Annotated in this window: 19 protein-coding genes; 14 read left to right on the forward strand and 5 right to left on the reverse strand. The window is 33.4% G+C overall.

Annotation, left to right across the window (positions count from 1 at the left end):
* The first annotated feature begins 148 nt into the window (after positions 1–148).
* The 8 genes from HYN86_RS15825 to HYN86_RS15860 all read left to right on the forward strand — a co-directional run bounded on the left by HYN86_RS15825 (position 149) and on the right by HYN86_RS15860 (position 9,521).
* Entirely contained in the window at positions 149–1,750 is a 1,602-nt protein-coding gene (locus HYN86_RS15825) for an ATP-dependent DNA ligase (RefSeq protein WP_113678909.1), read from the forward strand.
* Positions 1,751–4,210: a ligase-associated DNA damage response DEXH box helicase gene (locus HYN86_RS15830; RefSeq protein WP_113678910.1), complete on the forward strand. Its 2,460-nt coding sequence runs from the start codon at positions 1,751–1,753 to the stop codon at positions 4,208–4,210.
* A 6-nt stretch (positions 4,211–4,216) separates the two neighbouring features.
* Entirely contained in the window at positions 4,217–4,852 is a 636-nt protein-coding gene (pdeM, locus tag HYN86_RS15835; protein WP_113678911.1) for a ligase-associated DNA damage response endonuclease PdeM, read from the forward strand.
* 374 nt (positions 4,853–5,226) lie between these two features.
* A complete protein-coding gene (locus HYN86_RS15840; protein ID WP_113678912.1) occupies positions 5,227–6,048 on the forward strand; it encodes an STAS domain-containing protein in 822 nt (273 codons plus the stop codon).
* 43 nt (positions 6,049–6,091) lie between these two features.
* The gene (locus HYN86_RS15845) at positions 6,092–6,466 is read left to right on the forward strand and encodes an STAS domain-containing protein (RefSeq protein WP_230406377.1); all 375 of its coding nucleotides are present in this window, start codon (positions 6,092–6,094) and stop codon (positions 6,464–6,466) included.
* Complete coding sequence (locus HYN86_RS15850) at positions 6,447–6,863, forward strand: anti-sigma regulatory factor (protein ID WP_113678914.1); 417 nt, start codon at positions 6,447–6,449, stop codon at positions 6,861–6,863. Before HYN86_RS15845 ends, HYN86_RS15850 begins: the two co-directional genes overlap by 20 nt.
* Positions 6,856–7,869, forward strand: coding sequence for a SpoIIE family protein phosphatase (locus HYN86_RS15855; RefSeq protein ID WP_113678915.1), 1,014 nt, complete (start codon positions 6,856–6,858; stop codon positions 7,867–7,869). Before HYN86_RS15850 ends, HYN86_RS15855 begins: the two co-directional genes overlap by 8 nt.
* 5 nt (positions 7,870–7,874) lie before the next feature.
* On the forward strand, positions 7,875–9,521 hold the full coding sequence (locus HYN86_RS15860) for a sensor histidine kinase (RefSeq protein ID WP_113678916.1): 1,647 nt from the start codon (positions 7,875–7,877) through the stop codon (positions 9,519–9,521).
* Positions 9,522–9,565: 44 nt separating this feature from the next.
* Here the strand turns inward: HYN86_RS15860 and HYN86_RS15865 are convergent, their stop codons facing one another.
* Positions 9,566–9,859 carry a winged helix-turn-helix transcriptional regulator gene (locus HYN86_RS15865; protein WP_113678917.1) on the reverse strand — a complete coding sequence of 98 codons (294 nt, stop codon included), beginning with the start codon at positions 9,857–9,859 and terminating at the stop codon, positions 9,566–9,568.
* A gap of 436 nt (positions 9,860–10,295) precedes the next feature.
* Here HYN86_RS15865 and HYN86_RS15870 point away from each other — a divergent pair, with 436 nt between their 5' ends.
* Complete coding sequence (locus HYN86_RS15870) at positions 10,296–12,650, forward strand: mechanosensitive ion channel family protein (protein ID WP_113678918.1); 2,355 nt, start codon at positions 10,296–10,298, stop codon at positions 12,648–12,650.
* 660 nt (positions 12,651–13,310) lie between these two features.
* A complete protein-coding gene (locus tag HYN86_RS15875; protein ID WP_113678919.1) occupies positions 13,311–13,757 on the forward strand; it encodes a CopD family protein in 447 nt (148 codons plus the stop codon).
* On the opposite strand, the gene HYN86_RS15880 is transcribed toward HYN86_RS15875, so the two are convergent.
* The 3 genes from HYN86_RS15880 to HYN86_RS15890 all read right to left on the reverse strand — a co-directional run bounded on the left by HYN86_RS15880 (position 13,731) and on the right by HYN86_RS15890 (position 15,022).
* Entirely contained in the window at positions 13,731–14,135 is a 405-nt protein-coding gene (locus HYN86_RS15880) for a hypothetical protein (protein ID WP_113678920.1), read from the reverse strand. The genes HYN86_RS15875 and HYN86_RS15880 overlap by 27 nt on opposite strands.
* 110 nt (positions 14,136–14,245) lie before the next feature.
* Positions 14,246–14,611 carry a hypothetical protein gene (locus HYN86_RS15885; RefSeq protein WP_113678921.1) on the reverse strand — a complete coding sequence of 122 codons (366 nt, stop codon included), beginning with the start codon at positions 14,609–14,611 and terminating at the stop codon, positions 14,246–14,248.
* A 33-nt stretch (positions 14,612–14,644) separates the two neighbouring features.
* A complete protein-coding gene (locus HYN86_RS15890; protein WP_113678922.1) occupies positions 14,645–15,022 on the reverse strand; it encodes an NTF2 fold immunity protein in 378 nt (125 codons plus the stop codon).
* 241 nt (positions 15,023–15,263) lie between these two features.
* Here HYN86_RS15890 and HYN86_RS15895 point away from each other — a divergent pair, with 241 nt between their 5' ends.
* Entirely contained in the window at positions 15,264–15,851 is a 588-nt protein-coding gene (locus tag HYN86_RS15895; protein ID WP_113678923.1) for a TetR/AcrR family transcriptional regulator, read from the forward strand.
* A gap of 64 nt (positions 15,852–15,915) precedes the next feature.
* Positions 15,916–16,725: an SDR family NAD(P)-dependent oxidoreductase gene (locus HYN86_RS15900; RefSeq protein WP_113678924.1), complete on the forward strand. Its 810-nt coding sequence runs from the start codon at positions 15,916–15,918 to the stop codon at positions 16,723–16,725.
* A 91-nt stretch (positions 16,726–16,816) separates the two neighbouring features.
* Here HYN86_RS15900 and HYN86_RS15905 read toward each other — a convergent pair whose 3' ends face one another.
* Positions 16,817–17,068 carry a hypothetical protein gene (locus tag HYN86_RS15905; RefSeq protein ID WP_113678925.1) on the reverse strand — a complete coding sequence of 84 codons (252 nt, stop codon included), beginning with the start codon at positions 17,066–17,068 and terminating at the stop codon, positions 16,817–16,819.
* A gap of 293 nt (positions 17,069–17,361) precedes the next feature.
* On the opposite strand from HYN86_RS15905, the gene HYN86_RS15910 reads away from it, so the two are divergent.
* Both HYN86_RS15910 and HYN86_RS15915 read left to right on the forward strand, forming a co-directional pair.
* Positions 17,362–18,261 carry a carbohydrate kinase family protein gene (locus HYN86_RS15910; RefSeq protein ID WP_113679967.1) on the forward strand — a complete coding sequence of 300 codons (900 nt, stop codon included), beginning with the start codon at positions 17,362–17,364 and terminating at the stop codon, positions 18,259–18,261.
* A gap of 161 nt (positions 18,262–18,422) precedes the next feature.
* The gene (locus tag HYN86_RS15915; RefSeq protein ID WP_113678926.1) at positions 18,423–20,603 is read left to right on the forward strand and encodes an HAD-IIB family hydrolase; all 2,181 of its coding nucleotides are present in this window, start codon (positions 18,423–18,425) and stop codon (positions 20,601–20,603) included.
* The last annotated feature ends 21 nt before the right edge of the window (positions 20,604–20,624 follow it).

Raw genomic sequence — 20,624 nt, forward strand, 5'->3', positions numbered from 1 at the left:
TGAATTGAGAGTTGGGAGTTGTCAATTTATTCAAGATCACACCCTAAACATCAATCACCAATACAGAGCATTAATTAAACATCAATAAACTATAAACTATAAACTATAAACAATAAACAATAAACCATCAACCATCAACTAAAAAACTATGAAAAACTTTGCCGAGCTTATAAAAACCCTGGATAGTTCTAATAAAACATCGGTAAAAGTTGATGCTTTAACGAATTACTTTCAAAAAGCTAGTGATGAAGACAAAGTCTGGACAATAGCTATTCTTTCGCACCGTCGCCCTCCCCGACCTGTTAATACAACTTTATTACGATTGTGGGCAAACGAACTGGCGAATATTCCGCTTTGGTTGTTTGAAGAAAGTTATCATATTGTTGGTGATTTGGCTGAAACTATTGCATTGGTGATTCCGACTACAAAAGAACATTCTGATAAAAGTCTGACGGAATTTCTACAAGAAATTATCGCTTTAAAAAAGAAAACCGATATTGAAAAAAAAGAATATTTACAGATCAATTGGCTTAATTTAAATTATTACGAAAGGTTCGTTTTCACAAAGTTAATTACAGGCAGTTTTAGAATTGGTTTAAGTCAGAAATTAATGACTCGAGCACTTTCTAAATCTGAGAATATTGACGAAGATACTCTTGCATACAAATTAATGGGAGATTGGAATCCGAACACGATTACTTTTCAAGAATTAATTTTAGACGAAAGAAGCAGCGATTATTTATCAAAACCATATCCGTTCTATTTAGCTTATCCAGTTGAAGGAGAACTTTCAAATCTTGGAAATCCAGAAGATTGGAGCGCCGAACATAAATGGGACGGAATTCGATCTCAAACTATTATTAGAGATAATGAAATTTACATTTGGAGCCGAGGCGAAGAATTGGTAACCGATAAATATCCTGAGTTCAATTCGTTCATCGTAAATATTCCAAATGGAACTGTAATTGATGGCGAGATTCTTCCTTTCATAGATAATCAAATTGGAACTTTTAATGATCTGCAGACGAGAATTGGACGAAAAAATGTATCAGCTTCTGTTTTAAAAAATACTCCCGTTATCATCAAAGCTTATGATTTACTAGAATGGCAGGGAAATGATATTCGAAATCTGTCTTATGAAGAACGCCGTACATTATTAGAAGAATTATTTACGACTTTAATCGGAAAAGATATTCCGCTTCAATTATCAGAAAGACTTAATTTTTCAACTTGGGAACAAATAACAGCTGAAAGACTAAAATCGCGCGAAATGCGTAGTGAAGGTTTAATGCTGAAGCGGAAAGATTCTCCCTATTTAGTGGGAAGAAAAAAAGGCGATTGGTGGAAATGGAAAATTGAACCTTTAACAATAGACGCGGTTCTCACCTACGCCATGCGTGGCCACGGCCGAAGATCTAATTTGTTTACCGATTATACTTTTGCCTTATGGCATGAAAATGAAAATAATGAACGTGAACTCGTCACTTTCGCGAAAGCGTATTCTGGTTTAACTGACGCCGAATTTAGAATGGTAGACGATTTTATCAAAAAAAATACTTTAGAAAGATTCGGGCCTGTAAGAAGCGTAACACCAAAATTAGTATTTGAAATTGGTTTTGAAGGAATTGCACTTTCCAAAAGACATAAAAGCGGCGTTGCAACCCGTTTTCCCAGAATTTTAAGATGGCGTCAGGATAAAAAAATCGATGAAGCCAATTCTATAGATGATTTAAAAAATATGATTTCATAAATGAATAGAGAGCAGTTATTTACGATCGCAAGTGATTGGTTTGAAAATCAGGGATGGAAACCTTTTCCGTTTCAGACTCAGACTTGGACTGCTTTTTTGCAGGGAAAAAATGGCTTGCTAAATGCGCCAACTGGAAGCGGAAAAACGTATGCGCTCTGGCTTCCAATTATTTTAAATTATATTAAAGAAAATCCAAACTATAAAACAAAACAAACACCTGGCTTAAAAGCTATTTGGATTACGCCCCTGCGCTCTTTATCAGTCGAAATCAAACAAGCGGCAGAAAGAGTTATAAATGATTTAGATATTAAAATGACGGTTGGAATTCGTTCTGGAGACACTTCTGCAGCGGAACGAGCCAAGCAAAAAGGAAGAATGCCCGATTTATTAATTACAACTCCAGAAAGTCTTCAATTGCTTTTAGCTTCAAAGGGATACGAATCTACTTTTAAAAACTGCAGCTCAATTGTAATTGATGAATGGCACGAATTGCTGGGAACAAAACGCGGTGTACAAGTAGAATTAGGTTTATCTAGACTAAAAACAATCGCTAAAAACATTCGAATTTGGGGAATTTCAGCAACAATTGGCAACCTGCAGCAGGCTCAGGAAGTTTTACTTGGTGTCGATTCTGAGGCTTATCATAATTCTGTTTTAATTAAAGCTGTCATTAATAAAAAAATAAAAGTTGTCTCGATAATTCCAGAGAAAATGGATACTTATCCTTGGCGCGGACACATGGGCTTACATTTAATTGATGAAGCAGCAAAAATTGTAAAAGCCAGTAAAACAACACTTATTTTTACCAATGTTCGTTCGGCATGCGAAATTTGGTACCAGAGATTACTTGAAAAATATCCAGAATTTGCTGGCGAAATGGCAATGCATCACGGAAGCATTGACAGAGAAACCAGACTTTGGGTTGAAAATGCCATTCGAAATGAAGAATTAAAAGTCGTTGTCTGCACTTCTAGTTTAGATTTGGGAGTTGACTTTGCTCCAGTCGAATCTATTATTCAGGTTGGCGGTCCAAAAGGTGTTGCACGATTTATGCAGAGAGCAGGACGAAGCGGTCATCAGCCGGGAAAAGAAAGCGTCATCTATTTTCTTGCCACTCATGCTATTGAACTTATAGAAGCTTCTGCTTTAAAAAAAGCCGTAGAAAACAGCGTAATCGAAGATCGTGTTCCATATTTAAACAGCTGGGATGTTTTGGTTCAGTATCTCAATACTTTAGCGGTTTCTGACGGTTTCTTTCCAGATGAAATTTTTAAAGAAATACAGGGAACATTCAGCTACCAGACCATTACAAAAGAGAATTGGAACTGGATCCTGAATTTCATTACCAACGGAAGTCAGAGCCTTCATGCTTACGACGAATTCAAAAAGGTAGAAATTGAAGAAGACGGCCGTTATAAAATTAACAACCGAATGATTGCAATGCATCATAGAATGCAGATTGGAACAATAGTAGGCGATGCTGTTTTGAATGTAAAATACATGAGCGGCGGCTATATTGGAACTATTGAAGAATGGTTTATTTCGAAATTGAAACCCGGCGATACTTTTATTTTTGCAGGAAAAAAACTGGAATTATTCCGAATTCGAAATATGCAGGTTTTGGTCAAAAAAGCCAGTCCGAAAAAAGAATCGAAAATTGCGAGCTGGATGGGCGGACGCATGGCATTATCAGCACAAATGAGTGAATTGCTTCGTCAGGAACTATATCGAGCTAATACTGATAATCTTTCACCCGAATTAAAAGCGCTTCACCCATTGTTTATTAGACAGCGAAAAGAATCTATTGTTCCTGATAACAATGAATTTTTGATTGAAACTTTTAAAAGCCGGGAAGGTTATCACGCGATATTTTATCCGTTTGAAGGACGTTTTGTACACGAAGCTCTCGCAAGTTTATTGGCTTACAGAATTAGCTTGCTGCAATCGATCAGTTTTTCTCTGGCTTATAATGATTACGGATTTGAATTGCTTTCTGATCAGGAAATTGATATTGAAGCGGTATTGGATAACAATCTATTATCTACAGAATATGTACATCATGATTTGCAGAAAAGTTTGAATTCGACAGAAATGGCAAGGCGAAAATTTCGCGATATTGCAGTAATTGCAGGACTGGTTTTTACAGGTTTTCCTGGGAAAATGGTCAAAACAAAACATTTACAAAGCGGGTCTCAATTGTTATTTGAAGTATTCAGGGATTTTGAGCCTGATAACTTATTATTGCACCAAGCCTACCGTGAAACCTTTGAACATCAGCTGGAAGAAGGACGTTTGATTTTGGCTTTGGAACGAATTGCAAATCAAAAAATAATTTGGAAACAATGTCTTAAACCTACTCCGTTTAGTTTTCCTATAATTTCGGATCGTTTAAGAGAAAAACTTTCAAGTGAAACATTAGCGGAGAGAATTCAGAAAATGACCGCTTCTTACATGAAATAATACTTTATGAAAATTAAAATCAATAACGAAACATTTATACTGCATTGCAGTGGAGCGGTTTTTTGGGAAGAAAAAAATACAATAATTATTTCCGATGTTCATTTGGGAAAAGTGACTCATTTTCGAAAACACGGAATCGCTATTCCGCAAAGTGCAATTTCAGAGAATTTTAGAAAGATTACAGAAGTTTTAGATTATTTTACTCCAGAGAAAATTATCTTTTTAGGCGATTTATTCCACAGCACCAAAAATGCCGAATGGAATTTATTCGAAAACTGGGTTCTAGATAACAATTATGAAACGTATTTGATTACTGGAAACCACGATATCATAGATGAAAATCATTATAAAAATATTGGTGTAATTGTGGTTGAGATATTAGAAATTGATGATTTTTTCTTTACACATCATCCAACTGAAAAAGAAAATTCATTTAATTTCTCTGGGCATATTCATCCTGGAATAATTTTGAGAGGCTTAGGACTTCAAAGTCTAAAATTGCGCTGTTTTTTCAGCAAAAGCAATCAAATGATTTTACCTGCATTTGGTGAATTCACAGGAAAGTATTTAGTAAAGCCAAATTTAGATCATATTATATATGCAATTGCTGGAAATGAAGTTCTACTGATTAATAAAAAATAGGCTATCAATTAAAACAATAAAATGATATTAATTAATTTTATTACAGAACATTATTTGATGTTATTTAAAGTTTTAAATTAAAAAATTAATTTAAAATTTTATTCATTTAGTTACCACATTTACATGAATAATTAATGGATCAAAAAGATAAAATTAAACAGACCTCGTAAAGAAATTGCCACTTTTAAACTATTATCAGTATAATCTTCAAAACATTAACAATTTCAAAACAAATATATTCTTGACATAAATAAATCATATTATTTTTAACTATAAAAAATAATTTTATAGTTTATTAGCATTTTAATAAATCTTTTCCTAAAGTATATTTAATTGTCATATATTTGTTAGAGAAAATCCAAATTTTACAGCAAATGCAAAACAATATCCTAGGTGTCTTAAAGGAGCACGAAAACAAATTATTAACGTTATGGTCACAAATTCTTTCAGAGAGCGGAGCTAGTGATGGCGCGATGGAAGAAGAAGAGTCAAAAGAATTTGCTTCTGTCTTTTTAGCCGCAATATCAAATGAAGATTCTCGCGAGTTAGAAAAAGTAGAAGATCTTATAATTGGAATTTCAACTTCAAGAGGAAAACGTGGTTACTCTCCAAGAGAAAATGCTCAATACTTAACTTCATTAAAAGAAGCTTCTTCTAAAATTCTTTCAGAAGTAATAACAGACCCTTCACAACTTTACCAAGCTAATTTAAAATTGAATTCAGTTTTAGATAATTTAACGATTCTAACTTTCGAAGCTTTTATGCGAGGAAGAGAAGATGTTATCTCTAGACAAGTTGACGAGATAAGTGAAATTTCTACTCCAGTTATTACTGTTTGGGAAGGTATTGTTGCGTTGCCAATTATTGGAACATTAGACAGTTCAAGAACTCAAGTGGTTATGGAAAACCTTTTACAGCAGATTGTAGATACAGGAAGTTCTATTGCAATTCTTGATATTTCAGGTGTTCCTGCGGTAGATTCTCTTGTTGCGCAGCATCTTATAAAAACAGTTAGTGCAACACGTTTAATGGGAGCAGAATGCATCATTAGCGGAATTCGCCCAGAAATAGCTCAAACTGTAGTTCACTTAGGAATTGATCTTACCGGAATCATTACAAAAGCTTCTCTGGCTAGTGCCCTTAAAACAGCATTTGACATGTTACAGCTTTCTGTTGTTAAAAGAAATAAATTGTAGATAAGATTTTATTATTGATATGGAAAGAATTCCTATACTAAAAATGGGGGATTTTTTGCTTGTGACCATACAAGTAGACTTGTACGACCAGCTGGCAGAAAACCTCGAATCAGATTTAATTAATACAATAAGCAAACATAGTTCTAAAGGTGTATTAATTGATATATCTGCAGTTTCTATCATTGACTCATTTATGGGCCGAATTTTAGGAAATATAGCAGTAATGTCTAAAATAATGGATGCACAAACAGTAGTTGTAGGAATGCAGCCTGCCGTTGCCATTACACTTGTTGAATTAGGATTATCTTTAAACGGAGTCATAAGCGCCCTGAACGTTGAAAAAGGGATGGATCTATTACGCTCAAAAATGCAAACCAGCGAAAATGAAGAGCACTTAGATGACAACGATAACGAATAGTAAAGAAGAATCTCTTATTATAAGGGAGCAGGATGTGGTACCATTGCGCAATCGTGTGAAGGAATATGGCGTAAAGATTGGTATGAGCATTTTAAATCAAACTAAATTAATTACTGCCACAAGTGAACTTGTCCGTAATCTGCTAAAATATGGCGGCGGCGGCAAAGTCATCATAGAATCTGTCAGCAATGGCCGTGATCATGGTGTACGTGTAACTTTTATTGACCAAGGACCGGGTATAGCCGATATAGAAATGGCTATGAGAGATGGATACAGCACTGGAAAAAGCCTTGGCTTGGGACTGCCTGGAACTAAAAGACTTGTTAATGAATTTGAAATTAAATCAGAACTGGGAAACGGAACTACCGTTACTATAACAAAATGGAAAAATGGATAATACGTTTTCCACTTATAAAATAGACGATCGAAGTCTTATTGCTTTTATTAAAAGAGAAATACATAATCTGGCCCTTCAATTGGGCTTTACACCCCACCGAGCAGCTGAAACAGATATTATTGTTGCAGAATTAACTTCAAATCTTATCAAATACGCTAACGGAGGGGAATTACTTTACAGATCACATCTAGATAACGGATACAATGAAATTGAAATCTACTGCCTGGATAAAGGCGTTGGATTTGAAAATGTCAGCAAAATAATGAATGACGGATATTCTACTTCTAACACGCTTGGACACGGATTAGGCTCAATTAAAAGATTGAGTAACGAATTTCAAATTTACTCCATGAAAAACTGGGGTTGTGTCCAATATGTAAGAATCTGCGAAAAATCCGAGATAGAATTACCGCCAGTAAAATCTGGTATTAATTATGATGCTATCGCAGTCAATTATCCTGGTGAAAAAGCTTGCGGCGACGGATATCATATAAAACATTCAAACAGAGGTTTTCAAATATTTGTTGGCGACGGATTAGGTCATGGAGAAAGCGCTGCCGAAGCTGTACAAAATGCTATAAAAATCTTTAAACAGTCTGTAGAAACTGAACCTGCTGAAATAATTCGAGATATTCATTCTAGAGTAAAAAAAACCAGAGGACTTGTTGGCACAATAGCTTCTGTAGATTATAAATCAGAAACTTGGAATATCTGCGGCGTGGGCAATATCAACACAAGAATTTATAATGGACTGGAAAATAAGACCTATACACCTTACAACGGAATTATAGGACATAATATTCCGCGTACTTTAAACAGTACAATTGTTCCTTATAGAAAGCATCAAATTATTATTATGCACAGCGATGGATTGCGTACAAGATGGAATCTTAATGATATGAATTCTATTCTTAAACAAAGTTCTTCCATTATTGCATCTGCCATTTACAAAGAAAATGTGAGAGGAACAGACGACGCTACAATACTCGTAGGCAAAATAAATTAAGTACCATGAAAGAGATCATAAAAATCAATCTTGATAATGAAATGGACTTAATATTAGCCCATAAGCGATGCATGAAAATTGCAGAAATGTGCGGTATGGCATCTTCTTTTCAAACAAGATTTGCAACCGCTGTTTCTGAGATTGCCAGATGTTCTATTGCTAAGGGAAAGAACTCTGTGCTCGTTTTAGGCGTGAATATTATCAAAAGCACCCAAAAGGAAGTAGCGGCAATTATTACCGATTCTGTAGATTTAAAAAACTGCAATCCAGAGGCTTTTATTTATGCTTCTAAAATTTCTAACAACATGGAATACAGCTATTCTAATAATCAATCGATTACTAGGATAAGTCAGCCTATTGCCTCTCCTGGACTGCTTTCAGAAACCAAAATAAAAAGTCTTATTGACTATTTTAAATTCGAACCGCCGCTTTCACCTTACGACGAGATTCGAAAGAAGAATATAGAACTTATTGCGCTTTCAGAAAAGCTGACCGAAAGTGAAAATAAGTACAAACAATTAGCTAATACACTCCCAATTCTGATTTGTATTATTAATGAGCGTAATAATGTTTTATTAGTAAATGAATCTTTGGAAAATTTTCTGGCGAAACCACTTCTTAATTTCGATCGAAAATCGCTTCATAGTTTTATTCATCCCGATGATATTGATGTTATTTTAGACGGATGGAGCAAAGCAAAAAGAAATCATACCGTATTTTTTGGCGAAACCAGAATTAAAAATGCATCAGACTATACATGGCATTTGGTTTCAATAACACCAAATAAAGCAGAAGATGGAACTTTTAACAGCTGGCTGGTTTATTTTGTTGATATCAGCGCTCAAAAAATGGTTGTTGAAACGCTTAAAAACAATAGTGAGTTAAAAATGATTCAGCATGAATTGGAAAGTGCAAACTCTAAATTACGTTTCAAAAATAAAGAATTGGAACAGTTTGCCTATATAGCCAGTCATGACCTACAAGAACCCTTGCGTAAAATCATGATTATGCTCTCCCGCGCTGGAGAACATCTTAGTGAAGATCAGAGAAAACAATATTATTTTGATAGAATTACGCTTGCAGCAGGAAGATTATCCAATTTAATTGCTGATGTCCTTAATTACTCGCGAATAGAAAATAAAGAACAATATTTTGAAGAAGTAGATCTTAATAATGTTCTGCTTCAAGTTCAGAGTGATTTAAGCATGGTTATTGAAGAAAAAAATGCGATTATAAATGTTGACCCGCTTCCAAAAGTTTTGGGTCTGGATACACAGTTAGGGCAGTTATTTTACAACTTAATTAATAATGCACTTAAATTTAATAGTACACAGCCTACTGTAACCATTTCTTACGGAGATATCCCAAAAGATGAAACGCTGGTTGTTAATCCCGAGAATTACGAGGTGATTTCTATTGCCGATAACGGAATTGGTATGGATAATAAATATTCTGCCCGTATTTTTGATATGTTTCAACGTTTACATGAGCGCGATCAATATGGCGGTAACGGCATCGGTTTAGCACTCTGCAGAAGAATTATCGAAAACCATAACGGTCTTATAAACTTTAACAGTACACCTGATGAAGGAACTATCTTTTGGATTTATCTTCCAAAAAATAAAGTTTCATCTCCAAAAATTTTAAATTAAAAAAGGCATTTCAACTGTCTTTTTTAGTTTTGAATGAAAGTTACTTAAGACAAACCTTCCAATTGCTGAAACACAGGAATCAGAGCTTTTCCTTTCTCTGTCAAGTCATATTCAATGTGCAAAGGTTTCAACTTTATGGTAGTTTTTTCCAAAAGTCCTTCTTCTTCCAATTCTCTTAAAGCTGTAGCCAAAGATTGTTTGTTTGAACCCTGAATTTGCCGCAATAAAGTATTAAATCGTAACGGCGATTCAACCGCTAGGCGAAAAATCTCAGCTTTCCATTTACCAGATAAAATTTTCAAAAGTCTTTGTGCTGGACAAGTTTCTATTTCTTCCATAATGTATTGGGTAGTCAATAAAATTTGACTTATTGTTTTAGAATAATTTTTAGTCAAAATTTGTGAAAATTTCTACCGTAAAAATATAAAATGAAACTAAAGAAACCTAGCGAAATGACTATCGAAGAGCTAATTAATAAGCAGAAAACTATTCAGTTAGCCATTAACATTCTGCTAATTGTAACCGCATTCCTGCTTTTGATAATTGTTTTTTTATTTTAAGGATATTTTTAAAGACAAAGGTCTCTCCTTTTCAGCTTCGATAGTTAATTTTGAAACTATTTTCAAGATTAAATTTCTGCCATAAAGCCATTTGAAAGCCTCATAATTGCAATCCAAAGATAAAATGCAGGTGAATGTCTAATTTAATTTTTTCTTCACGAAAAGTTTTGCAAAAAAAATTAAATTTGATCTCCCTAAATAAGCCATTCACATTATGATTTTTCAAAAGAAGCCTTTTTATTTTTTCGCTCTATTTTTCTTTTTTGCATTCTCGATGCAAAGTTATTCGCAGGAGCAAAAACCTGTAAAAAAAGAAAGCTCATCTCGATTATTTAACGACACTACAGCCACGGACAGCGATTACTTAATGGCAATAGAAAAAGCTGGAGAAGTATTAGAATCTGCCTACAATGATATTGATTTTGGAGGTGATACATATCATCTTTTCGGCGATATGAACCGTACCGAAAGTAAACTGAACCTTATTTTAGCCAGTCTAAAAGGTGCAAATCCCAATGTGCGTAACCAGCAGATGTACCGCATTGTACTGCAAGAAATTGAGCAGGAATTAGAAGAACAAAATAAAGCTATAAACTCCAGAAACCTTAATCTGGAAAAGATTAAAAACCGTGTAATTGATCTTCGTAAAGACAAAACTTTAATTACATTACTGAGAGATACTATAAAACGTAAGCAATTCAAAAAAGAATTTGCCGACCTTAAAAAAAGATATATTGGTACAGATAGTCTTATGACTGCCAACCAAACTACTTTAAACAATAAAAAAAGATTAACCGTACAACGAAAGATTGCTGTTTCGAGCGCTTTATTAACTGTTGAAAATAAACTCGAAAAATCTGGGATTAGTATTTTTAATAAAGAATACCCTTCCTTATGGCAGATTAGCGATTCTGCCGCTTCTAAAAAAGTAACGCATAATATTAAAGCCAAAATTATAATAGAAGAAAATGTAGCGGCGTATTACTTAAGTTACAAAGCCGGCGGACTTATTACTTTATGTTTCTTCATGGGACTTTTGTTCTGGTATATTTCGCGAAACATCAAATACCTAAAAGCAAATGGCTATTCTGAAAGTCTCTCTCTTTTAAATTTTAAATATTTAAATCGCGGTGTTTTACTACCGGTTTTAGTAATTGCTTTAAACATTGCAGTTGTTAGTAATTTATATGCGCCGGCATTATTTTTAGAAATATTGCAGCTTCTTCTGCTTGGAGTTTTAACGGTTCTTTTTAAGAATCAATGGTCGGGAGTTGCTATGCGAAACTGGCTTTTCCTATTAGGATTATTCTTTGCACTTTGCTTTCTTGATCTATTTATCACGATCGGATTATTGCAGCGTTTCGCTTTTGTGGCCATCAATATTTTAGGAATTCGTTATGGTTTAGTTCAAATTAAAACACTTAAAGAAGAACTTTACATAAAAGGCTTTTTTAAATGGGCAAGTATCATCTTCATCGGATTAAATATCTTGTCAATTCTTTATAATTTATTTGGAAGAGTTTCACTTTCTAATATGTTAAGTCTTACGGCATTTATTTCACTTACTCAAATCGTTGCTTTAAGTGTACTACTAAAGATTATTCTGGAGATTATTTTACTGCAGATCTACACCACTAGAGTAAAAAGAGGAATCGAAAAAATGTTTGATTACGAAAATTTGTCGGATACTTTAAAGAAACCTTTTATAATCGTTATTAGTTATATGTGGCTGGTGGTTATTGCTTCAAATCTTAATATTTGGGAATCGCTTCGAGCTTCTTTTCAAAAGATTTTAAGCCATCCAAACACAATCGGAAGTATCACATTTACACTTGGTAACATTGTTTTATTCTTTATCATTATCTGGGTTGCGCATTTATTGCAAAATTATGTTGCTTATTTCTTTGGTGAAATTGATGACGAAAACGAAGAAAACATCAACAAAAGACAGCATTCAAAATTACTAATTACACGATTAGTAGTTTTAATAAGCGGCTATCTGCTGGCGGTTGCTGCTTCAGGAATGCCTTTAGATAAATTAAGTATTCTTTTAGGGGCATTAGGTGTCGGTGTCGGACTTGGACTTCAAAACATTGTAAACAATTTTGTTTCGGGTATTATCTTGATTTTCGATAAACCAATTCAAATTGGTGATGTTGTAGAAATTAGTTCAGAATCGGGCCGAGTTAAATCTATGGGACTTAGAACTACCAAAATCAATGCGCCAAATGGTGCCGAAATCATTATTCCGAATGGTAATTTATTATCGCAAAATATTACCAACTGGACCTATACCGATAACTTTAAACTAGTTGAAGTTACTTTTGAAATCGTAGGCGAAACCGTTCCTGAAGAAATCAATTTAGTAGTAAACGAAACACTTGCTAATCTGCCAATGGTCAATAATACAAAACCATCGCAAATTTATTACAGTGCAATTTCTGACGGAAAATACAAGCTCCTTATCAAATTCTGGTGCAGTATTTACAGAACCGAAGAAACTATAAGTTTAGCAAGACAAGAATTATATAATAGTTTTAAAAATAAGGGATTAAATTTTTCTAGTTAACTAGAATCAAAATCTTCCTTTTATAAAAAAAAGCTGTAGCTATAAATGCTGCAGCTTTTTTTTTGCTTTGATAAATTCCAAAAATCATAAATCTCCTCCGCTGCAAAAAATAATAAAATAAACATCTAACAATATGATTAGAATCATGTTTTAAAAGAAATGATGATAATACATTTACCTATTCCAATTATATGCTTAAAAGCTTCCAAAATAACTTGGATTAAATTTTAATTAAAGAAGAAAGTTCTGCTCATAGGAATGTCGGCATAGATACCAATAATTTGGATTGTCTCACCGGATACTGCTCTGGTTGGAGTCTGTGTGTGCTTTAAACGAATGATTTAATAGCGTACGCGGCCGTGTCGAGAGCAGAACTCCTTCTCTTTTTAAAAAATCTTTAAAACAAATAGTAGAGTTGTTAGGACTTTTACGAAGTGAATGAAACGTTCCTACACAAAAATATTGAACAGCCTGATTCATAATCCATTAATTGGATTTTGCAGCGTTAAATTATAAAGTCTTCCTCATACCTTTAAAAAGATAACGCGGTCAGGCTTATTTTCTGACTTTGAAAAACGTCTAAAACGTTAATTGAGTTGAATTTATCCATCTCAAAAAAAAAGTTGTTTTAGAAAGTAACAATTTTAAAATGAATAAATTATGACATTGCATCATTTTATATTAATAATTCATCTATTGGCGGCAACAGTTTGGGTTGGCGGTCATTTACTTTTAGCGATCTGCTATCTGCCAACAGCATTAAAGAAAAAAGATCCACACATCATTTTAAATTTTGAAAGGAAATTTGAAGCGCTCGGCATGTCTTCCCTAGCTTTATTAATTGTAACCGGAATCTGGATGGCGTATGATTTTGGCGTTACAGCCGAGACTTGGTTTCATTTTTCAAGCGGATTTGAAAAAGTAGTTTCTATAAAACTGATTTTACTTTTCTGTACTTTTATCTGCGCTGTTATTGCTCAATTTTACGTTATTCCAAATCTTAACGAAAAGAATATAAATAGAATTGCCATAATTATTTTAAGTGTTACTTCAATAGGCATTGCGATGTTGATTTTGGGATCAACGCTTCGTTATGGCGGGCTTTGATTTATATTTTTTACTTTTTATTAAATATTCATCTGCCATTGCTCGTGTTTTTTGATCTAAAAATTTCTCATTAATAGTTAGAATATCATAAACATCAAATGAAGCTCTTTTATAATTATACTTGTTTGACATGATCAATGCATAATAGAGAATTCCTGTCATTTTCTGTTCTCCAATGTAATGTATGCCTTTTAATTCATTGTAAGCCAAAGTGTCACCTTTACTCAGAACAAGATAATTCAAACTATCCATAAGTTTTTTATCATCCAATTTCCTTCTGAAATAACTTGCTGAATTATCTGAGGTTACAATTTTGTCGCTCTCTTTCTTATTACAAGAAATTATCATAAAAATTAAAATAATAAGTTTCCATTTCATAGATCAATATTTTAAAATCTTTCTAAAACTTAATTCTTAAAAGACTCATGTAAAAACTATTTAAACTTCTTATAGTGTCAATTGATAAAAAAACTGAACAACTCTGATTTTTAAGATTGTGCAGCTTTCATATCTATCATCCAAGTTATACCGTCATCTTCATGAAACATTGGACAAAGAATTATTTTTCTCTCGCCTTTCTCATTGATAAGATACCAATCTGTAGTATTAATTAAATCCAGAAATTCTCTTTCTTCTATTTCGGCGCTCTCGGCATTTTCTTCTTCATCTCCTTCTTCTATAAGAATGCTAGACCGTATGGAATGCTTGATAAAATCTGCTAGATGCTTATTTTCAGAAGGTTCTGCTAAATAATCGAACTTATAAGAAATTATTCCAAAATCTCTCATATCAAAATAGGTTTTTACAATAGAACCTATATTTAGGTCTCTCCAGTACAATTCGAATTTATTCATTTATTGAATTGGTTATAATTGGTGATATCATTATTATTTATAGTGAGTGACGTTTATCACTGCGCCAGTTTTAGCATCGAGTATTATTTCAAAACAGCCACCAAATTTTGGAATAAAAGAATATAAAATAGTTTCAAATAAGTTATTATTTATGCTTCCTTCTATGATCCACTTTTTATTATCCACTAATTTAATATTATAAGGTCTTTCTTCAATGATTTTTGATTCTCCATAAATTTTAAACAAAATATCTTCTGCTTTGTTAATTGCTTCTAATTCGGTTTTTATCAAGCAACCATTGCAATTGGTAACAACTTGATTTTTTCCATTATATCTACTATTACCAAAAAGAAAATATAATATGATTAAAACTAAGAATACAAAAATTAAAATCTTTGAAAATCTGTTCATAAACTAGACCTTAGCACTAAATAAAAAAAAACATTGTTAATTCAGATATAAAGCAAATGTAAATAAAACAGTCTTAAAAAAGCATAGTTTTATAAGACAGATTTCTTCCGTCTTTAAAAGAAAATTAAGAAACATACTTTACACTTTTCTAAGTGATTATTCTCTTTCTAATTAAAAATATCAAAAATATTTGCATATATGACCAATCGGTCATATATTTGCATCATCAAATACAACTGCCATGACAAAAGGGGAAGAAACCAAACAATTTATTATAGAAAAAGCTGCTCCTATTTTTAATACAAAGGGAATTGCAGCAACTTCTATGAGCGATATTATGGAGGCGACAAAATTGTCTAAAGGAAGTATGTATGTTCATTTTGAAAATAAAGACGTTTTGGCCTGCGCTGCCGTGGACCACAACATGAAAATATTAAGCACTAAACTTCAGGCGCAATTAAGCCAGGGAAAAAGTGCAAAAGAACAGCTTTTGGCCTATATCGATTTTTTCAGTAATCCGCTTAATCCACCTGTTAGCGGCGGTTGTCCACTATTAAATTTTGGAACAGAAGCTGACGATACTAATCCGATTGTAAAAGAAAAAGTCAATACAGCAATAAAACGAGGACAGCAGCTTTTATCTGCTATTATAGAAAAAGGAATTGCTGACGGCGAATTTAGTCCGAAATGGAATGGATCAGAGTTTGCCACTGTTCTTTTTGCCATGCTTGAGGGCGGTCATTTAATGTCACGTATGTCTGGCAATAATGACAATATGAAAACAATAGAAGAAACACTTAAAAAAATTATATCTGAGAACTCGATATAATTTTTTTTATCATAAAAATGACCGATCAGTCATATTTTTAAATTAATTATAAAAAACAATAACCATGTCAAAAACAATTTTAATTACTGGGGCTTCAAAAGGATTTGGAAGAACTTGGACAGAAGCTTTTTTAGCTAAAGGATACAACGTAGCAGCAACTGCGAGAAATCTAGATACTTTAAACGATTTAAAAGAAAAATACGGGAATGCAGTTCTGCCGTTACAGCTGGATGTAAATAAAAGGGAAGAATCTCTAGAAGTCGTAAAGAAGGTACAACAGCATTTTGGAACAATTGATGTTTTAATTAACAATGCAGGTTACGCACTTACCGGCGCTGTTGAAGAAGCGAGTGAAAAAGAAGCGAGAGAACAATTTGAAACTAACTTTTTTGGAACATTATGGTTAAGTCAAGCCGTTTTACCAATTATGAGAGAGCAAAAAAGCGGTCATATTATTCAGGTTTCCTCTATTTTAGGATTAGCAACATTACCAGCTTCAATGGGACTTTACAGTGCTTCAAAATTTGCTGTTGAAGGATTAAGTGAATCTTTAGCTTCAGAAGTCAAACAATTCGGAATTAATGTAACTATATTAGAACCCAACGGATATGCGTCTAATATCTGGCACACAGGAATTAACAGCGAAAGTTTACCTGTTTATGATGAAATTAAAAAAGCTATGGCGGCAGCAGAAAACATCTTCGGAAAAGTTGAAGCAACAGCTCCCATAATTGTAAAATTAGTTGAAAACGAAAATCCTCCTTTACGATTATTACTTGGAAAAGTGGCACTGCCATTTGTAAAACAGAGCTACGAACAAAGATTGGAAAATTGGGAAAAATGGAACGATGTTTCTGTTGAAGCCCACGGTTAAAAAAAAAAGTTTATAACAAGAAAGACAGTTCGTTTGAACTGTCTTTCTTGTTATATTTCTCTTTTAAATTATGAACTTTACGACATAACGGCTACGGTCTTAATACACTTATGGTATTAGCCAAGTCTTCTTTCATAATAAAATCCTGAATGAATTCCTGCACTTCTCCCCTTGCCTCCATTTTTGTCTCAAATGAATTAATATGAAATTCATCATCCTGATCACTGATATGTATAATTTCAGTGTATCCTTTAGAGATTAAACTCCCTTTTAATTTAATAATATTGAACTGTTGTCTTCCATTCAGCTCTTTACGCACCTGTAATTGTATAGCTTTTCCCATATCTAAAAATTTTCACAGTAATTAGCTGTCATTCAATTATAAATTTATAATAATTAATGAATGGAAATAATATTTTAACACAGTTCACAACCTATTATTTATCAACAGTTTATGAACATGTTTTTTTTAACATTTAAATTTAAATTATTTCATTTTAATTTTATTTTCAAACAGCTGCAATCATTATAATGTTATTCAAAGGGTGCTTTGGTTTGCACAAGCCGTTAATCTTTCTTATTTTTATAAAAATCGGGCAAAATCCAAGTCCAATAATTTACAAAAACAAAATTATAATGATTAACAACAAAAAACTTAAAGCTGTTGCTTTCGGAGAAGTATTGTGGGATATTTTTGGAAATGAAAAAAAAATTGGCGGCGCTCCGCTGAATGTAGCACTTCGCATGAAGGCTCTTGGCGCCGATGTAAATATGATAAGCTGCGTGGGTAACGATCTAGATGGCGAAGAAATTATTGCTGAAGTAAAACGCTTAGGCTTAGAAACAGAAACTATTTTAAAATCAGACGATTTCCCTACAGGATTGGTTAACGTAACTTTAGACGAAAGCAAATCTGCAACTTACGAAATCCTTTATCCATCTGCCTGGGACAAAATTATTCCAAATGAAATTGCTAGAAAAGAAGTTTTAAATGCAGACGTTTTAATTTACGGAAGTTTGGTCTGCAGAGATGAAGTTTCGAGACAAGCCCTCCAAGAATTATTGCACACAAATGCTTATAAAGTTTTTGATGTTAATTTGAGAAAACCACATTACACTTATGAAATTCTGCAGGAATTAATGCAGTCTGCAGATTTCATCAAATTCAATGATGATGAAATAACAGAAATCAGCCAGGCCTTTGATTCTCCTTTTACCACTATCGAAGAAAATATGAATTTTATCTGTTCTTTGACTAATGCAAAAGCTATTTGTGTCACAAAAGGTAAATACGGTGCATTATTACTTTGGGATAAAAATCTTTATTCTAATTCGGGTTATACTGTAAAAGTTGAAGATACTGTAGGCGCTGGAGATTCATTTTTAGGGGCGTTAGTCACATTTCTTTTAACTGGAGAAGATCCACAAAAAGCTTTAAACTTTGCCTGTGCCACTGGTGCATTGGTTGCAGGATCTGCTGGAGCAAATCCGCAGATTGAACTGACAGAAATTGATGAGTTAATAAATAGAAATTAGAAATAATTCGAAGAGCCTGATTAAAAATTGTCAGGCTTTTTTTATAGTTATAACATGAGTAGTTTACATTTATACATGGGAACTATGTAAATAAAAACTGTAATTATTTCTTCCAAATCAATAAGGGCGCAGTAACTTGGGCCCTCAAACAATATTGAAGAATGATGAAAAAATTACGAATTTCACTTATAAACATTCACGGACTTTTAAAAGGTTCTGGTCTTGAGATAGGAAGAGATGCTGATAACGGAGGCCAGACAAAATATATTTACGAATTAGCAGAATTTTTATCACAGCATGAAGATGTAGAACATGTTCATCTTTTTACCCGATTAATAGATGATCCTTCTCTTTCACCAGAATATGCAGTGCCGGTTGAAATTATAAATGATAAATTAGATATTAGACGAATTCCTTTTTTAGGAAAAAAATACAAAGCAAAAGAACAGCTTTGGGAAGGTCTTGATACGTTTGTCAATGGTGTTGTACAACATATTAAGCAGCATAATATTTTTCCAGACTGGATTCATTCTCATTATGCCGATGCTGGGTACGCTGCTGCCGAATTATCAGCAATTTTAAATATTCCTTTCGCCCATACCGGACATTCTTTGGGTTATTATAAAAAGAAAAAGTTACTAGAAAGCGGACAGACTGAAGAAGACTTGGAGAAAAAATTCAAGTTTAAAGCAAGAACTGCTGCAGAAGAAAGAACATTAGAACTTTCTGAATTTATTGTTACTTCTACCGAACAGGAAATCGAAACTTATAAAGTTTACAAAAATTTTGAGCTAGGAAAATACCACGCGATTTCACCTGGAATTGATACTAGAAAATTTATGCCTTACTATTTTCAGGAAACTGATCCTGAAAAAAATATGGAAGAAGTACAAAGAAAATATTGGGTTTCAGAAACCATTTCAAAATTCTTAACCAATCCGCATAAGCCTATTATTCTGGCACTTTCAAGACCTGATCGACACAAAAACTTGAATACCCTAATTGAAGTCTATGGTAAAGATAAAGAACTTCAAAGCATCGCCAATTTAGTAATTTTTGCAGGTATTCGTAAAGACATTGCCAAGATGCCTGAATCTGAAAAAAATGTTCTGACAGATTTATTGCTGCTGATGGACAAATATGATTTGTACGGAAAAATGGCAATTCCTAAAAAGCATGATGTGGAGAATGAGGTTTCAATCATTTATCGATATGCTGCCGAAAAAAGGGGTGTTTTTGTAAATCTGGCTCTGCATGAAAACTTCGGCTTGACCGTTATTGAATCTGCAAGTTCTGGACTTCCGGTGGTTGTTACCAAAAACGGAGGGCCTTCAGAAATTATTCCGGTCTGCCAAAACGGAGAATTAGTAGATCCGCAGGAAGAAAGTCAAATTAAAAAAGCGCTTCGAAATATTTTAACCGATGAAAATCAATGGAAATATTATTCTAATAACGGAGCAATCAATATTCAGAAACATTACAGCTGGGTAAGCCACGTTAATCAATATGTTGAATTGATTAATGAAAATTTATCGCTTTCGTCTGGCGCTGGAATTAAAAAACAACATTATCCAAATATCAATATCAGCCGTTTAAAAAGAAAAATCGATCACTTGTTAGTTTCAGATATCGACGGAACTCTTATTGAACCTAAACTTTCCAATCCTGGTTTAAAAGAATTAAAAGCACATCTTGTCAATCGTACCGAGAAAATGGCTTTTGCAATGGCTTCGGGGCGAAATTTAGATTTGGTCAAAAAAGTAATTGACGAAGAAGAATTTCCGCTGCCAGATTTCATCATCTGCTCTGTTGGAACAGAAATTTATTACACCAACGGCACAGATTATATTCTAGACAAAGGCTGGGCAAAATTTTTATCAGGAAGATGGAAAAGAGACGACATTGTAAGCAGATTGAGTTCTGTTAAATGGATCAAATTACAGGAAGAAAATGCTCAAAACCCATTTAAAATCTCTTATTACTACGAAAAGGAAGACTATGATCACGAAGAATTAATCAGAGTTTTGGGAACAGGCTGGTACAAAGTGAATATAATTCCGAGTCATGGCCAGTTTTTAGATTTTATTCCGAAGAGAGCTTCTAAAGGAAATGCAATCAAATTTTTATGCCGAAAATGGTCTATTCCATTATCCAATGTTATTGCCGCTGGAGACTCTGGAAATGATGTCGATATGTTTAGAGGTCCTGTAAAAGGAATTATTGTTGGTAACAGAAGTGCCGAACTGGCAGATTATGAGACAACAAAAAGCATCTATGTTGCTAAAACCGCTGCATCAGAAGGAATTCTAGAAGGTTTAAAACATTATAAAATCATTAAATAACAAGTTGGTTTTAATTCAAGT

It is taken from the genome of Flavobacterium fluviale (genome assembly GCF_003312915.1).
Classification (GTDB): Bacteria; Bacteroidota; Bacteroidia; order Flavobacteriales; family Flavobacteriaceae; genus Flavobacterium; species Flavobacterium fluviale.

What these genes read in the sequence shown, in the direction of transcription:
- HYN86_RS15895 (WP_113678923.1), top strand. Translation starts at nt 15,264, where the DNA reads ATGACAAAAGGGGAAGAAACCAAACAATTTATTATAGAAAAAGCTGCT.
- HYN86_RS15915 (WP_113678926.1), top strand. Translation starts at nt 18,423, where the DNA reads ATGATGAAAAAATTACGAATTTCACTTATAAACATTCACGGACTTTTA.
- HYN86_RS15830 (WP_113678910.1), top strand. Translation starts at nt 1,751, where the DNA reads ATGAATAGAGAGCAGTTATTTACGATCGCAAGTGATTGGTTTGAAAAT.
- HYN86_RS15905 (WP_113678925.1), bottom strand. Translation starts at nt 17,068, where the DNA reads ATGGGAAAAGCTATACAATTACAGGTGCGTAAAGAGCTGAATGGAAGA.
- HYN86_RS15845 (WP_230406377.1), top strand. Translation starts at nt 6,092, where the DNA reads ATGGGGGATTTTTTGCTTGTGACCATACAAGTAGACTTGTACGACCAG.
- HYN86_RS15900 (WP_113678924.1), top strand. Translation starts at nt 15,916, where the DNA reads ATGTCAAAAACAATTTTAATTACTGGGGCTTCAAAAGGATTTGGAAGA.
- HYN86_RS15880 (WP_113678920.1), bottom strand. Translation starts at nt 14,135, where the DNA reads ATGAAATGGAAACTTATTATTTTAATTTTTATGATAATTTCTTGTAAT.
- HYN86_RS15885 (WP_113678921.1), bottom strand. Translation starts at nt 14,611, where the DNA reads ATGAATAAATTCGAATTGTACTGGAGAGACCTAAATATAGGTTCTATT.
- HYN86_RS15865 (WP_113678917.1), bottom strand. Translation starts at nt 9,859, where the DNA reads ATGGAAGAAATAGAAACTTGTCCAGCACAAAGACTTTTGAAAATTTTA.
- HYN86_RS15910 (WP_113679967.1), top strand. Translation starts at nt 17,362, where the DNA reads ATGATTAACAACAAAAAACTTAAAGCTGTTGCTTTCGGAGAAGTATTG.
- HYN86_RS15875 (WP_113678919.1), top strand. Translation starts at nt 13,311, where the DNA reads ATGACATTGCATCATTTTATATTAATAATTCATCTATTGGCGGCAACA.
- pdeM (WP_113678911.1), top strand. Translation starts at nt 4,217, where the DNA reads ATGAAAATTAAAATCAATAACGAAACATTTATACTGCATTGCAGTGGA.
- HYN86_RS15855 (WP_113678915.1), top strand. Translation starts at nt 6,856, where the DNA reads ATGGATAATACGTTTTCCACTTATAAAATAGACGATCGAAGTCTTATT.
- HYN86_RS15870 (WP_113678918.1), top strand. Translation starts at nt 10,296, where the DNA reads ATGATTTTTCAAAAGAAGCCTTTTTATTTTTTCGCTCTATTTTTCTTT.
- HYN86_RS15840 (WP_113678912.1), top strand. Translation starts at nt 5,227, where the DNA reads ATGCAAAACAATATCCTAGGTGTCTTAAAGGAGCACGAAAACAAATTA.
- HYN86_RS15860 (WP_113678916.1), top strand. Translation starts at nt 7,875, where the DNA reads ATGAAAGAGATCATAAAAATCAATCTTGATAATGAAATGGACTTAATA.
- HYN86_RS15850 (WP_113678914.1), top strand. Translation starts at nt 6,447, where the DNA reads ATGACAACGATAACGAATAGTAAAGAAGAATCTCTTATTATAAGGGAG.
- HYN86_RS15825 (WP_113678909.1), top strand. Translation starts at nt 149, where the DNA reads ATGAAAAACTTTGCCGAGCTTATAAAAACCCTGGATAGTTCTAATAAA.
- HYN86_RS15890 (WP_113678922.1), bottom strand. Translation starts at nt 15,022, where the DNA reads ATGAACAGATTTTCAAAGATTTTAATTTTTGTATTCTTAGTTTTAATC.